The sequence below is a fragment of the Arthrobacter sp. 05T444 genome, from assembly GCF_056395905.1.
The window spans coordinates 145,057-158,923 of the sequence record NZ_JBFTKK010000010.1 but is presented as its reverse complement, the minus strand read 5'-3'; the positions used below and the strand labels follow the sequence as shown (position 1 = coordinate 158,923).

12 protein-coding genes and 1 pseudogene are annotated in these 13,867 nt (G+C 62.9%); 5 read left to right on the top strand and 8 right to left on the bottom strand.

Going from position 1 to position 13,867, the window contains the following annotated elements:
- Positions 1–134: 134 nt before the first annotated feature.
- Both AC1DD3_RS11950 and AC1DD3_RS11945 read left to right on the top strand, forming a co-directional pair.
- Positions 135–839, top strand: coding sequence for a hypothetical protein (locus AC1DD3_RS11950; RefSeq protein ID WP_476875942.1), 705 nt, complete (start codon positions 135–137; stop codon positions 837–839).
- 275 nt (positions 840–1,114) lie between these two features.
- The gene (locus AC1DD3_RS11945) at positions 1,115–2,041 is read left to right on the top strand and encodes a hypothetical protein (RefSeq protein WP_476875941.1); all 927 of its coding nucleotides are present in this window, start codon (positions 1,115–1,117) and stop codon (positions 2,039–2,041) included.
- 144 nt (positions 2,042–2,185) lie between these two features.
- On the opposite strand, the gene AC1DD3_RS11940 is transcribed toward AC1DD3_RS11945, so the two are convergent.
- From AC1DD3_RS11940 to AC1DD3_RS11930, 3 genes and pseudogenes are all read right to left on the bottom strand, one after another.
- Entirely contained in the window at positions 2,186–2,698 is a 513-nt protein-coding gene (locus AC1DD3_RS11940; protein WP_476881766.1) for a tyrosine-type recombinase/integrase, read from the bottom strand.
- 116 nt (positions 2,699–2,814) lie between these two features.
- A pseudogene (locus AC1DD3_RS11935) lies at positions 2,815–3,003 on the bottom strand (integrase); the annotation flags it as partial.
- Positions 3,004–3,399: 396 nt separating this feature from the next.
- The gene (locus AC1DD3_RS11930) at positions 3,400–4,962 is read right to left on the bottom strand and encodes an amino acid permease (protein WP_476881755.1); all 1,563 of its coding nucleotides are present in this window, start codon (positions 4,960–4,962) and stop codon (positions 3,400–3,402) included.
- Positions 4,963–5,641: 679 nt separating this feature from the next.
- Between AC1DD3_RS11930 and AC1DD3_RS11925 the strand changes: the two genes are divergently transcribed.
- Positions 5,642–7,045, top strand: coding sequence for a DUF6421 family protein (locus AC1DD3_RS11925; protein ID WP_476881754.1), 1,404 nt, complete (start codon positions 5,642–5,644; stop codon positions 7,043–7,045).
- A complete protein-coding gene (locus AC1DD3_RS11920; protein ID WP_476881753.1) occupies positions 7,042–7,800 on the top strand; it encodes an SDR family NAD(P)-dependent oxidoreductase in 759 nt (252 codons plus the stop codon). Before AC1DD3_RS11925 ends, AC1DD3_RS11920 begins: the two co-directional genes overlap by 4 nt.
- Before the next feature lie 93 nt (positions 7,801–7,893).
- Here the strand turns inward: AC1DD3_RS11920 and AC1DD3_RS11915 are convergent, their stop codons facing one another.
- On the bottom strand, positions 7,894–8,904 hold the full coding sequence (locus AC1DD3_RS11915; RefSeq protein WP_476881752.1) for a nucleoside hydrolase: 1,011 nt from the start codon (positions 8,902–8,904) through the stop codon (positions 7,894–7,896).
- 43 nt (positions 8,905–8,947) lie between these two features.
- Positions 8,948–10,384 (bottom strand): MFS transporter, encoded by a 1,437-nt coding sequence (locus tag AC1DD3_RS11910; RefSeq protein ID WP_476881751.1) that lies wholly within the window; start codon positions 10,382–10,384, stop codon positions 8,948–8,950.
- A gap of 140 nt (positions 10,385–10,524) precedes the next feature.
- Between AC1DD3_RS11910 and AC1DD3_RS11905 the strand changes: the two genes are divergently transcribed.
- Positions 10,525–11,412 (top strand): ribokinase, encoded by an 888-nt coding sequence (locus tag AC1DD3_RS11905; RefSeq protein ID WP_476881750.1) that lies wholly within the window; start codon positions 10,525–10,527, stop codon positions 11,410–11,412.
- Positions 11,413–11,437: 25 nt separating this feature from the next.
- Here AC1DD3_RS11905 and AC1DD3_RS11900 read toward each other — a convergent pair whose 3' ends face one another.
- The 3 genes from AC1DD3_RS11900 to AC1DD3_RS11890 form a co-directional block, all read right to left on the bottom strand.
- Positions 11,438–11,830, bottom strand: a complete 393-nt coding sequence (locus AC1DD3_RS11900; protein WP_476881749.1) for a dihydrofolate reductase family protein — start codon at positions 11,828–11,830, stop codon at positions 11,438–11,440.
- Between the two features lie 30 nt (positions 11,831–11,860).
- Positions 11,861–12,493, bottom strand: coding sequence for a DUF4230 domain-containing protein (locus tag AC1DD3_RS11895; protein WP_476881748.1), 633 nt, complete (start codon positions 12,491–12,493; stop codon positions 11,861–11,863).
- An 87-nt stretch (positions 12,494–12,580) separates the two neighbouring features.
- A complete protein-coding gene (locus tag AC1DD3_RS11890) occupies positions 12,581–13,711 on the bottom strand; it encodes a hypothetical protein (RefSeq protein WP_476881747.1) in 1,131 nt (376 codons plus the stop codon).
- Positions 13,712–13,867 lie beyond the last annotated feature (156 nt).

Sequence of the window (13,867 nt, the reverse complement as noted above, 5' to 3'; positions counted from 1 at the left end):
TATCGCTGGCGCCGGACAAGACGGTGGTTGCCACTCATGACGGGTCTAGCGGGGGAACTGGACATCATCGTAGGCGAACCGTCGATCTAGATCCTAGGCGGCCACGCCTCCGGCAACTGTGAGAGGCGCTTCGAATGAACATGCAAGGCACGGCAATACCTGGATTCCAGGACGCACGACGCATCGGCTACTCCGGTGAGGTGTCCGAGCGATCAAAGGGTTTCGGCGGCGATGAAATCGAATTCCCGAAATCCTATCAGCCCAGGGGACTTGCGCTGAGGTCGCTGACTGTCACTGGCAATTGGGACGGACTATGGGGCTGGCTAAAGGGCCGAGAACAGATTTACTTCATTACGGTGGCAGTCGACCTTAGCGGGACTCCCCCGACGGTCATGCCACCGAAGGAACTCCAGAAAAACCTCATTCACGAGGTGCATCCGGGCGAAACCATATCCTTCACGCTGGGCGAGGGTGCTCCGATCTTCTTTCCGAGGACAGTTGTCGGTGGTTTGGCTGTCTTCATCTTGATTGCAGAGTCCGACGGTGACCTCAGGCATGTCGGTGAGACCATGAAGAAGGTACATGACGACCTAACAAAGAACGAGGGTTCGGTCATGGATAAGTTGCTGAAGCTGATCAGGAACCCCGCAAAGACGCTGGCCGATGAGGTACTCATTGCAGCCAGCGCAGCGATGGCTCCTATTGCTACGGTGCTTTCCGAGACTAGCGATGAGAACGTCGGCGTCGTTCAAGGGCTCTTCAAGGCGAACTCTGATTGGTCTGACCAGCTCGAGCAGACTTGGAGCGGCGGCAGTGTGGTGCTGGCCGAGTTAACTTGAGATCGTCGAAGGTTTCAGGCCTGACGAATGCACGTATCGTCCTCAGGGAGGCTCAGAAAGAGTGGGCTCCAAGGGAGCCGCTTGAGGACGTCGCGCTTTCACAGGCACTCGCTGCAGCATCCAGACGGGAATCACAAATGATCCCAGATAACGGACGGCTGAGGGCTGGACCCTTCACATATGAAGCCTCGATTGAGAGACGGAGATTTGCGCGAACTCGTGAAATCATCGAGCGGGTATCGCCCAGTTGGGCTGAAGATGGCGGTTACCTTGAGATGCTTGCACGCCAGGCAGCGTCCATCGAAATCTTCCTGATATCCCACCTTCAGCAGTCCGAGGCAGCGACGGATCCGCTGGAGCGCATCCTCATCGGGACGCTTGGACAGCCGCGCAGTACCGCATGGACCAGGAAGGTAGACGACTACGCGGTAATTGCAATCGCCGCAGGGATGATGAACGCCTACTACCAATTATCGAAGGCGGTTGTCATAAGTTGGCAGCCAGTCGACCCTCCCCCGGGTCGCCTCGTCAGCCTCGACAGCACGCCCGAAGCAGTTGAGAAAGTGCTCGACGCAAGTCCCACCGCTCTCGACGTCGCATACGAGTCTCTCAGTTCCTGGTTTTTTGATGGTGTGGCCCAACCATCTACAACACGAGCGCCTGAGGAACTGTATCAACCTGCCCTTATCGTACTAATCAACTACGCGGAACGATTCGTCCTAGGCCATGAATACTGTCACGCCCTCCTGGAATACATGGGTTACCCCATTGGAGAGTTCCCCGTCGAGGTCCTACCGGACAAAGATGAGGAGTTCCGCGCCGACATCGTTGGCGGCTGGGCGGTGGCCGAGTCAGCAGCGCAGCTTGATTCGGTACCACCCAACGTGGCGCTTCAGAGCGCTCTTTTCGCGATGAAGGTCCATGAGATCGTGGACGATGCGCTGGTGATCTTCGGGCGGCCCCCGACTCCATCGACCACCCATCCACCCTTCTCGGCGCGAGCAAACACGGTGCTCCAGATGTATCAGGCCGTGTACGGGCACCTTGCCGTCGACGATATATCCTTATCGTCTAAGGCGCTGCCAGTACCGGCTCGAACCCTAGATCAAATCTGGGCTCGCCTGAGGCCGCAGTTTGTCTCCGCAGCGCAGCAAGGGAAGTCGCTGCATGCGATTTGGAAGACGGATCAATTGCTGGTTTAGGCGACAGTCTTTGGGTGCGTCTGGGCAAATCCCGCGGTCCAGCTGGTCGGCGAGCAATTGTCAGTATCTTCCCCTAGTCGAACGCGACTTTATTCTAGTGCCCTTCGAAAACGACCGATATCTTTAGTCCGTCTCCGTCCGTGCCTAGATGACGCGGTGCATCCGTTCTGGAAAGTGCCCACGACGCATCTCCGACCGGACTCCGCCTCTGAGGATCAGACGGAAAATCGTGATGCACTCGAGATGCTTCCCCGTGGGAGTACGTTCAATTTCAGAAGGTGTAGAACCAGCGATTGCGAAGACAGCGGTGGAAAGGTAGTCGGCATAAAGGCGGATCAGTTCGGCGGTGACGGGGATGGTGCGCGAATGGGGCGATTTCGCGCGCGCACCATTGGTGTTGTCGCGCCGGCGGATCGTGATTTCTCGTTCGGCGACGGCGATGTCCTCATGCCGGAGGCCCAGGGCTTCACCGATCCGGATGCCGGCGTCATGGAGGAGTGCGAAGAGCAGTCGGTCCCGGAGACGATCGCATGAATCCAGGATGCTTTTGATCTCGCTGGGGCCAGGAGGCGGGGAATCCTTGCCGTCACGGGAAGCTTCACCACCCGGCGCTGTTTTGCGGCGCCCTTGCTGATGTGGTGCAGGAAGTGTTTCCATCCTCCCTGGCGGGCAGCCGGGTCCCAGCAGGTGATCAGCTCGCCCAGGTCAAGGCCATGGCGGGCGGCGTGTTGATAGAAGACCGATACGGTGGAAAGCTTGCGGTTCACCGTTGCCTCGCCGCAATGGTGCCCGATCGCCGGAAGCACCGAAAAGACATGGCCGCGCATGTCGGGCGGACGCCGCAGCCACCGGATGAACGATCCGACGTCTTCCAGCTTCACGGACTGCCAGTCACGTCCGTATTCGTCCAGGAAGACGAACCAGTCCTTCAAATCGTGGGCGTGGGCGTGGGCCTTGATCATGTTCGGTGACCGCTCGGTATCAGCCAGATACCGCAGATACCGCAGATACCGCTCCGCCGGCTCCACCACTCCGATCTGGCTTATCAGAGTGAAAGACACCGCATTGCTTGCCGGATCCAACACCTTCGATACCCGCATCGCCGCTCCCGTCAGCTGCCTCGTGGACGGACAAGACGCTAACCCATCCACAACGAAGCAACCAGAGCCCCAAACCCCCGTGAACTACATGACGGACAGCCCGCAGACGACTAGAGATATCGGGCGATATTGACCTGGGCGAAGAGCGAAGCCGGGTGCAATTCTCACCCGGCTTCCCTCTTTCTGGTCTAGATCCCCCGTTCTAGCCCTCGGCTACCGCGGGGCCCCGCAATGCGTGGGGTAGCCCGCGCAGCATGGTTACTGGGTGCCGCCCCTAGGTTCGTCCTCGAGGTCCTTAGGTGCCGTGAGATCCATCTCGAGCAGCGGCACCACTTTGGACTTGGTGATGAAGCGGTGAGCCAGCCATAGAACGATGAAGACTGGCAACCCGATGTAGGAGGAAAGCACCTCTACGGTCCGTCCGGCAAGCACAGCCTCGTAATTCTGTCCCGCGATTACCAGTATCAGCAGGGCGAAGGCCAGCACTGGGCCAATGGGGAACAGCGATGCTTTGTATGGCAGGTCGCTGACTTTGTTTCCCTGAGCCAGGAAGCCGCGCCTGAAACGGTAGTGGGAGACCGCGATTCCCGCCCAGACGATGAAGCCGCATAGGCCTGACATGTTCAGCAGCCAGGAGTAGGCTGCACCCTGACCGACGATCGCGGAGAGGAACCCGAAGAGTCCCACGGCCGCGGTCGCCAGCAACGCCGGGATCGGCACACCACGCGCATTGGTTCGGCCGAAGATCTTCGGGGCCATGCCGTCATGGGCCATGGCGTAGAGCATCCGGGTGGAGGCATACAGCCCGGAGTTGCCCGCGGACAGGATTGCGGTCAGGATCACGGCGTTCATCAAGGCCGCTGCGAAGGCGATTCCGGCGCGCGAGAAGACCAGGGAAAACGGCGACGCTGCAATATCGGACTCGCCGGAGGCCAGCAAGCTCGGATCGGTGAACGGGATCAGGCAGCCGATGATAAAGATGGCACCAATGTAGAAAAGCATGATGCGCCAGAAGACAGTGCGGATAGCCTTCGGCACTTCGCGACGCGGGTTCTTGGCTTCGCCTGCGGCGACTCCCACAAGCTCGGTGCCCTGGAAGGAGAACCCGGCAACCATGAAGACCGAGATGATCGAGACCCAACCCCCGTGGAACACGTCATCGCGGTTTTCCCAGTTGCTCAGTCCCGGAGAGTTATCCCCGAGGATGCCGAAAATCATCAGCACGCCGGCGATCAGGAAGAGCACCACTGCGCTGACCTTGATCAGGGAGAGCCAGAACTCCGACTCACCAAAGGCCTTCGCCGAGAGGGCATTGAGCCCGGTCAACACCAGCAGGAAGATCCCGGCCCACACCCATCCTGGGACCCCCGGGAACCAAAAGTCCATGATGATTCCGGCCGCGACCAGCTCGGCGGCCACCGTGATGGCCCAGTTGAACCAATAGTTCCAGCCGATCGCGAACCCAAAGGACGGGGAGACGAAACGGGTGGCAAAGGACTGGAAAGAACCGGCGACCGGAATTTTGGCCGACATCTCGCCCAGTGACTGCATCAACAGGAATACCATTAGCCCGACCAGCGCGTAGGCGACCAACGCACCGCCGGGACCCGCCTGGGAAATGGTGCTGCCCGAGGCCACGAACAGCCCGGTACCGATTGCACCGCCGATAGCGATCATCTGCAGGTGGCGGTTGTTTAGCCCGCGCTTGAGTTCGTTGGTGGTTTCGCCGGAAGCGCGATCTGCCCCTATCGCAAGGGAGGACCCCTGTTGTGCTGTTTCATCGGGTTTGATGTCTACGGAAGTTCCGCTCATTGGTGTCATGCAACACCACCAAGGGGTATCAATGCGAGCCGGGTCGGGTTCCCGGTGCCACCAGCGGCTCGACCGGTGCAGGCTTCTGCGACTGCTGTGTCGAGCAGGTAGGCCATAGCGTTCCCGCGTGGTCCTGCCTGCGCGGTGGTGGACCCCGAGCTAAGAAACAGTCCTGAACCGGAGCAAAGAGCGGTTTCAGGGGTGCCGGGAGCAATAGCCCGATCAATTATTTGCGTGTGGGAGCCAAGTCCCATGGTGCCTCCGAAAAGGTAGCTGCGGTGGATTTAAGCCTTCCGGAGCCCCCGGGCCGGGAAGGATGGTGATCAAGCTAACACACGTGATGGAAGCGACCTTTGGCGTGGCGAATGTTGCACGTCCGACGGGTCAAGTCCTTACGCATAGGCATGGGTTACCCGATTTGAGCGTAAGAGTTCCTGATTTGATTTCGCTCGGTAAGTAAGCAGCTCTGACGATCTGCTATGGCCGGTGGCCGGCGTTAGGCGAATGATGCCAGGGGTAAAGATGCACAAGAAGTCCCAAAGACACCCGACCTTAAGGTCAAGCGCAGGCATAGCGGTGAGGAGCCGGCCCCGAGCAAAAGTATTTCTTATGCATGAGGAAAGGATCCTTCACGAATGCTTACGCACTGCTAGCTTCTTCAGGAATCCCCTCAACGGAAGGAACGAGCATGTCTGTAATCGCAAACCCGGAAGTGATAACCACCCGGGCAGAAGACCTCAAGGCGCTCCCGGCATGGCAGGCACTGAAGGCAGCCGTCATCGGACTGCAGCAGGTTCAAGTGCAGGACGGTTCCGTTCCGGAACCCGCTGACCACGACCAGGCCCGCCATAATGTCGGCATCATTACTGACTCAATCAACGAGCTGCGCCCCCACCTCCCCCACGACTCGGACTACCTTGAACTGCTTGTGCAGGACTTCCAGCGGTGGGCGTCCGAGGGCTTCGTCGTACCGGATTTCCTCGACTCATTGGTAGCCTTCCACCCCGAGCAGTGGCGCATCGATGGGCTGCCGCACCTGGTTGTGTTCCCCATGTACACGCAGAACGGCAGCACCAACCGCTACTTCGAGGCCGTCCTCATCGAGGTCATTTGGCCTTCTTTCGTCGCTGAACTGGAGGCAGCAAACTACTCCAACAAGCTGTTCGTCCCCATCAGCTTCGTCGATTTCACGCCCGGTTATGACACGAACTCCGCAGTTCTCTTCCCCGAGAGCGTTGCGGTCCGGAGCACCCCCTCCTTCACTTGGGGAGGCATTTTCGCGGACCGCGAAGCTGCCCGGTTCCGTCGCGTCCTAAAAGCTGCTGCCGACATCACTTCCCTGGACCTGCCGGCTGACGCCGCGGAATTCATCGACGACCAGCACCTTACGGAGAAGACCTTCGTGATGTGGGATCTGATCCATGACCGGACCCACATGCGCGGTGACCTGCCCTTTGACCCGTTCATGATCAAGCAGCGGATGCCGTATTTCCTGTACTCCCTGGAGGAGCTCCGCTGTGACCTGACCGCCTTCCGCGAATCAGTCCTCATCGAGCGGGACGAAACGGCTTCCGAGGACGCCCGCAAGCACGCCAAGCTGGTCCAGTACGCCGTGATCTTCGACCGCATTTTCCGCTTCGCGATTACCGGGAACCGGGTCCGTAACTACGACGCCGTGGGCGGCCAATTGCTGTTCGCCTGGATGCACCAGCACCGGGTCCTGCACTGGACCGATGGAAAGCTGAGCATCGACTGGAAGGACGTCGCCGGCGTGGTCGTCGAGCTGGGTCTCCGCATCGAGGAACTCTACTGGCGTTCAATCGACCGGCCGAAGACCGCACACTGGCTGGCTGCCTACGAGCTCGTCTCGGAAACCCTCACCCCCCACCCGGCCTCCGCGTGGGCCAAGGGACCGGAGGCCCTTCCGCTCGAAGGCCCTCCCCGGGGTCTGACGGACCAGATCCTTGATGACGAATTCCCCCTGTCGATGTTCTACGAGGCACTGGAGAAGAAGATGTCCTCGGTCATTGAATCAACTGCCGGGATCACCGGTAAGAGCCCTGTGAAGACTGAGGGCGAGGCGGGCGCATGAGCCAGGACCTCTCGGGCCGTACGGTCGTCGTAGCCGGTTCGACAAGCGCTGCCGGCGTCGCGGTAGTCCGCACCCTCTCGCAAGCAGGGGCACGCGTGGCCGCCGTGGACATTCTTGAGGACCGAGTGCAGGAGCTCTCGGCAGCGTACGACAACGTCACGGGCTATGTCTGCAACCTCGCGGACCTGCAGGCCGTTGAGGACTTGGCGACGTCGGTCCGGAACGATCTGGGTCCCGTGGACGGCCTTATCCACCTTGTAGGAGGGTGGCGAGGCGGTACCGGCATCAAAGGCCAGACGGATGAAGACTGGGACTTCCTCCACACCAGCGTCCTCACCACCCTGAGGAACACCAGCCGCGCGTTTTACGATGACTTGGCTGCCTCCCCTGTGGGTCGCCTGGCCATCGTTTCCGCACAGTCCGCTTCCTCGCCCACAGCGGACGGCGCCGCCTATGCCGCCGTCAAGTCCGCCGCCGAGGCATGGACGCTGGCCGTGGCCGACGGATTCCGGCACCTGCAGGGAGGAAACGAAAGCCCCCTCTCCGCTCAGCACTCGGCCGCCCTGGTCTTCGTCGTCAAGGCTCTGGTCGATGACCGGATGCGCGCAGCCCAGCCGGAACGGAAATTTCCGGGCTTCACGGATGTCAGTGTCCTTGCCGACGCTGTACAGCGGATCTTCGGCCTGGATGCGGAACAGATCAACGGGCAGCGCCTGCCCCTCACGGCCGGCCACCTCGTGGGCGCACCGGCATAAGCGTCAGCGTTGGTACCAAAGCAGGCGCCCCGCACGTACTGGCGGGGCGCCTGCACGACCAGGCATGCCGGGGCTTCGCCTCGGACAACATGCTCAGGCCGGTGACGTGACCGCGGAGGCGAGGCCCGCCGTCGTGCTTTCAGGGAACGAAAGCAGCACCTCCACCAGGTGCGGCGCGAAGTCGCCGTCGAGCTCCAGCACCACACGGCAGCGGGCGCCGGGCTGCTCCGGGTAGTCCAGGTAGAGTCCGCGGAGGTCGCAGACAGTCTGGCCGCGGCCGGGACCGTCGGTGGTGTCGACGTCGACATGCACCACCGGGGCGACGGCGGCTTTGACGCCGCCCACCGCGAGCGCCGCCGCGAGGGGGTCGTGCATGGCGGAGCACGCCCGGCCGAAGATGCCCTCGTAGAACCGGAAGTAGTAGCCGAGCATCTCCCCCAGCGCCTGCGGAATCGGATGGCGGGCGGCCAGCAGCTCCTGCCGGTCGCTTTCCTCCAGCACGTTGGACATGGTCACGTCCAGCGGCACCAGGGTGATGTTCCAGTCGGCGGCGAGGACATCCGCGGCGGCCTCCGGGTCGTTCGCGATGTTCGCCTCCGCCACCGCCGAGATGTTCCCGGGGGCCAGCGCGGCCCCGCCCATGATGGTGATTTCCTCCACCAGCCGGGGCAGCTCCGGGTCCAGCCGCAGGGCCTCGGCGATGTTGGTGAGCGGGCCGATGGCAAGGACCCGCAGCGTGCCGGGGTGTTCGTGGGCGAGCCGCACCAGCATCTCCGCCGCGGTTTCCGGTGCCAGCCCGGCGTCGGCTGCCTCCAGCGAGACCTCGCCGATGCCGTTGGCGCCGTGGACGTGCGGCGCCCCGCCGCGGAACGTGCCGGTCTGCGGGTCGTGGGCGCCGAGCGCGACGGGGATGTGCGCGTGCCCGGCGAGCTGGAGCAGGTCCAGGGTGTTCCGGGCGCCGACGGCGGCACTGACGTTGCCGCTGACGGTGCCGATCCCCCGCACGTCCGCCTGCGGGGAGGCGAGCAGGTAAGCCAGGGCGAGGGCGTCGTCGATCCCGGTGTCGCAGTCGAGGTAGAACGGGGGGCTGGTGGGCGTGGTCATGGGGGTGCTTCTCGTTTCGTTCGTGCTGGGTTGGGATGGGATGTCAGAGGGATTCGCCCTTGGGGGCGGCGACGAAGAGGCTGACGATGAACGCTGCCGCCGTGATGGCCACCGAGATCCAGAGGGCGGTGGCGTAGCCGGCGGACGTGGCCTGGGCGGCGAACGGTGCCACGATCACGACGCCGAGGCTCGCCCCGATGCCGAAGGACGCCCCGTTGATGCCGGGCAGGGCGGCGGGGGCTTCCTTGGGCGAGAGCAGAACGGAGAGCCCGTTGATGGCGGTGAGGAAGAAGCCGTTGTAGAAGATGCCGAGGGCGGCGACGGCGATCATCACGGCCACCTGGTTGTCGGAGAACGTGGCGGCGGCGATGGCGCAGGCCAGGCTCAGCCCGGTACCGGCGCGGAGGGTTTTGATCCAGCCGCGGCGGTCGGCGAGCCAGCCGGCGAGCGGTGCGGCGAAGACGCCGATGAGCGCGGCCGGGGTCAGGAACAGCAGGGCGGAGACGGACGCGCTGAACCCGAAGCCGTGGCGGGCGTCCTGGCTGAGCAGGACCACGGTGAAGTTGATGACGGCGAAGATGCCGGCCAAGGTCAGGACGGTGGTGGCGATGACGGGCCAGACCTGGCGGGAGCGCAGGTGGTGGACGGCGATGAGCGGGTGGCTGCGCTTTTTCTCGATCATCCAGAAGGCGGCGAAGGACGCGACCGTGCCGGCCAGCAGGCCCAGGGTGCCGGGCGCGGTCCAGCCGGCGGCCGATCCGCCGGAGACGAAGTAGGTGATGAAGACGAGGAACACCGAGAGCGAGCCTGCGCCCCACCAGTCCATGGCGCCGCGGACGCCCTGCGGCCGTCCCTTCGGGACGGTCTTGAGGATGCAGCCGGCGGCGACGGCGGTCAGCACCAGCACGACGACGAAGATGGACCGGAAGCCGAGGGTCTCGGCCAGGAGGCCGCCGACGTAGCCGTCGACGCCGCCGATCCCGCCGTTGATGGCGGCGATGATCCCGACGGAGGTGCCGAAGAGCCGGGCGTGCAGGTTCTCGCTGAGGACGATGTAGGCGAGCGCGAAGACGGCGCTGGAAACGCCCTGCAGGAACCTGCCGGCAACGAGCAGTGGCAGTGTCGGGGCTGCGATGCAGAGAAGGGTTCCGGCGCCCATGATGCCGAGGACCAGGAGCAGCGCGGCGCGGCGGCCGATGAAGTCGCTCCACCGTCCGATCACCGGTCCGGCGATCGCTCCGGCGAGGAAGAACATGGACTGCACGGGGGCGGCGCTGTCTGCGCTTAGGCCGAAGCTGGCGGCGATCTGGGGCAGGGCCGGGGTGACCATGCTGGCGTTGAGCTGGAAGGACAGGACGCCGAGCAGCAGGGTGGAAATAAGGAGGGCGGCGCGGCGGCCGGCGAACTGTGGCTGGTCTGCGATTGTTTCGTTGCCGACGACGGCCGGCGGCGAGGTGGTGACCGGGACTGGGCTGTTCACATCAAACTCCTTTGTTCTGCAGGCGGGGTCCTGCCTTTGGGATGTGAGTTGTTATACAACCATGTATGACGAACAAGTACAACCATGGCGTACACTATTTCCTAATCCAGCCGCCTTGGCTTCACCCGATAGGACATCCATTGAGCACTCGACTTCCTGCCGTCACCGTCGTCGGCAGCACCAACCTCGACATCATCGTCACCACGGACCGGCTGCCCACTGCCGGCGAAACCGTCGGCGGCGGCGTTCTCCAGCAGCAGCCGGGCGGCAAGGGAGCCAACCAGGCCGTGGCCGCCGCGCGTCTCGGCGGGAGCGTGCGGATCATCGGAGCAGTGGGCGACGACGCCCAGGGCCGCCTGATGCTGGAGGCTCTTTCTGGGGCAGGCGTGAACACTTCTGACGTGGCGGTACTTGACGGCAACGCGACGGGCACCGCGCTGATCGTGGTGGACCGCGACGGCGAGAACCAGATCGTGGTGTGCCCGGGGGCGAACTCCGCGTTTTCCTTGGAGGGCGTTTCGTTTGCGCCGGACGAGGCGGTGCTGTGCCAGCTCGAGGTAGGTCTGCCCGTGGTGCTGGAAGCTGCCCGGCGTTCCTCCGGGTTCTTCGTCCTGAACGCGGCCCCGGCCATGGACCTGCCGGAGGAGCTGCTGGAGCGGTGCGACCTGGTGATCGTCAACGAGACCGAGTACGAGCTGATCCCGGCGCTGGCCGATGCCAAGCTCGTGGCGGTGACCTACGGGAAGGACGGCTCGGCGATGTTCGAGCACGGGCGGAAGGTGGCCGAGGCTCCGGCTTCGGCCGTGACGGTGGCGAACACGATCGGAGCGGGCGACGCCTTCTGCGCGGCCCTGGTTCTGGCGCTCGGGGCGGGGCTGGATTACTCCCGGGCGCTGGCGGTGGCTAACGCCGTGGGGGCGGATGCAGTGGCTGATGAGTCCTCGCAGCCGGAGCTGGCTCCACTGGAGGAGTACCTCCGGGCCGCCGGTGCAGCTGAACGGTGGGCCTCATTCATCCGGCAGTGCTAGTGTGCAGTGCACCGTACGCCGCCGTTCATGCGGCCAGGTCCGTCCCGCCGAGCACCGGGTCGCCACTGGGCTGCGCCTTCAGTTCCGCGATCTGTTCAGGCACGACGCCGGGAATCACCGTGGTGTTACAGCCCGCCGTGGTGTCGGTGCGAGAGAAGACGTACTTGGGCATGGTCCGCCAGATCCCGGCGAACTCGGCCATGACCGGTGAGATGCCCGGGCCTTGGTCGGTCGTGGGCCAGAAATCCGCCATCAGCGGGTGGGTGATCCGGCCGCTGAGTAACCCACCCATCGCCCCCCGCTCGTCGTTGAGGTGCTGGTGCAGTTCCTCGTCTACCCGGTGGCAGCTTATGTACAGGCCGTGCCGCTCGAAGAACCCGTCCACCAACAGGGAGACCATCAGGATGATCTTCCGCACGGGGTGCTCCTGGTGTGGGGTAGGCATTGCCTAGCTGCCCGACGCATCCTCGATGAATTTGACTTCAATCCCGACCGAGCCGAAAGTCCCGGTCAGCATGGATTTCGTATTCTCAGTCGCCTGTTTCAGAAGCTCCGACTCTTGAGCTGCGGCCGCCATCTTCGTTTCAGCCAGTTTGTAGAACTGTTCCTGCTCTGGAGTTTCTATCGCATCGGCAATGCGATCGATGATGCCACGGTCCTGGTCGTAGATACCGGACCTGTCAAGGTTGAGGTTGGGCTTGTCGAGTTTCGCCTGAGGCAACCGGATCGTCAAGGACTTGCCATCCGCGGACCGCTTCAGGTCCCCATCGGCAAAGCCCGAAAAATCAACATATGAATTCACGGTGCCGGCCCCGACAAACAACGTCCGGCGTCCAGCGATGAAGCCCGGCACCCAACCCGCCTCGTCCTCGATGTCGAGCAGAACCTCAAAATTGCCCACCGCAGCGTGAAACTGCCGAATGTCCTGTATGGACTTCAGCAGTACGGGCTGGCTCCGATCGACCTGGCTCCCCTGGAACCAACTGGTGAACATGTTCATGACACCGAAGCCGGTCAGCGTCAGCGCCACGAGGGCACCAACCACAACCAAGGCAGTGCCCTTCAAAAGCTTGCCGAGCATGAGTTCCTTCTCCCCCTGAAACGCCTCCGGCGTTCCGACGCTACTCAAATAGATTGATTCCGAACTTCCCGCACGCCCAAGACGGCTTCAGGCTCGGCTGCACCGATCTCGGAGTTCCGAGATGATTACCTTCTCCAGCGCGTTGACATCGCCGTCAACAGCGGCCACCCGGTCGGCGACGTCAAGGATGTCATCAAGCTCCCCGGACTCGCTCTCCAGGCGTCGCCACACCTCAGCGGGGTCGACATCGACAACGTGAGCTAACTGTTCATCGACAACCTGATGCTGATCCCGGACGATCCTCACCAAGTGCCGCATCAACAGCGTCTCATCGTCCGTGATCTTACGGTCCGCCGTGATGACCAGCCATGCGACCCACAGCATCAGCTGCGGGTGCTGACTCCGTTCGCTCAGATTCTCGGCGAGCTCGATCACCCGCGCCTCGTTCCGGAAGACGGCTTGCGCGTGCCTACCCGCGACCAGCGTCGTGTAGCGGTTCAGCAGCACCGCGAGAGGAACGCCGACGAGCGGGATACCGATCTTGATGACGTTGCGCTGAAGCAGGAACTTTCCGACGACCGGAAAGCCCTTCGCGGCATTCAGGACCGCTCCGGAATAGAAGCGCTTGATCAGTGGACGCATGATAGCCGGGACAGCTTTACCCACGCCCCCACGCACAACTTCGCCGCCCTTGATGGTGAAGGCCACCCGGATGAGCTTCCACAGGTCATCGGGGTCGGAAAGGTCGAGCGGGACTCGGTATAGGACTGCGACATCGTAGGCCAGTCGGAGCTGAAGTTGGGTGATGAAAGCGACATCGATCATAACGGTTGCGATGGCGGCAGGGACAGTCGCGGGCGAGGAACCGCCAAGGGTCCCCAAGGTGGCGATGATGGTCGCCGAGTAGGCACTGGCGGAAAGCCCTCCTTCGAGCGCGGCGTACCGAGAGGCCATCTTGATGCGCTGGTCGACGATGGCGTCTGCGGGGACCCCCTCATACTTTTCCTGAAAGTACTGCCAGTTGACCTTATCGGTGTAGGAGCTCAGGGCCTGAGCGGCGAGCTTGGTGAACCATCCACCCGACCTGATATCGTCCGGGCTGAGCCCTTTGACAAAGTCCCGCAGCTTGGCTCGCTCATCCTCGACGATCTTCCGGTCGGCCTCGTCGACGTCAACAGCATTGTCGACGTCGACAGCGTCAATTGGAGCTTCGGGCATGGCAAGTCCTCTCAGGCGGGTTCAGCGTCTAGCGGGGCTGCGAATTTCGAAACCCAGGTGACGTCCCAACAGGGTAACCCAGCAATCAAAACATCTGTTGGCTGATGGCCCGGTAGGCAGCAGCGCGCCCCCGCCGGTGGCAGCCGGTTCGCCCAC

What these genes read in the sequence shown, in the direction of transcription:
- AC1DD3_RS11950 (WP_476875942.1), top strand. Translation starts at nt 135, where the DNA reads ATGAACATGCAAGGCACGGCAATACCTGGATTCCAGGACGCACGACGC.
- AC1DD3_RS11945 (WP_476875941.1), top strand. Translation starts at nt 1,115, where the DNA reads ATGCTTGCACGCCAGGCAGCGTCCATCGAAATCTTCCTGATATCCCAC.
- AC1DD3_RS11940 (WP_476881766.1), bottom strand. Translation starts at nt 2,698, where the DNA reads ATGGAAACACTTCCTGCACCACATCAGCAAGGGCGCCGCAAAACAGCG.
- AC1DD3_RS11930 (WP_476881755.1), bottom strand. Translation starts at nt 4,962, where the DNA reads ATGACACCAATGAGCGGAACTTCCGTAGACATCAAACCCGATGAAACA.
- AC1DD3_RS11925 (WP_476881754.1), top strand. Translation starts at nt 5,642, where the DNA reads ATGTCTGTAATCGCAAACCCGGAAGTGATAACCACCCGGGCAGAAGAC.
- AC1DD3_RS11920 (WP_476881753.1), top strand. Translation starts at nt 7,042, where the DNA reads ATGAGCCAGGACCTCTCGGGCCGTACGGTCGTCGTAGCCGGTTCGACA.
- AC1DD3_RS11915 (WP_476881752.1), bottom strand. Translation starts at nt 8,904, where the DNA reads ATGACCACGCCCACCAGCCCCCCGTTCTACCTCGACTGCGACACCGGG.
- AC1DD3_RS11895 (WP_476881748.1), bottom strand. Translation starts at nt 12,493, where the DNA reads ATGCTCGGCAAGCTTTTGAAGGGCACTGCCTTGGTTGTGGTTGGTGCC.
- AC1DD3_RS11890 (WP_476881747.1), bottom strand. Translation starts at nt 13,711, where the DNA reads ATGCCCGAAGCTCCAATTGACGCTGTCGACGTCGACAATGCTGTTGAC.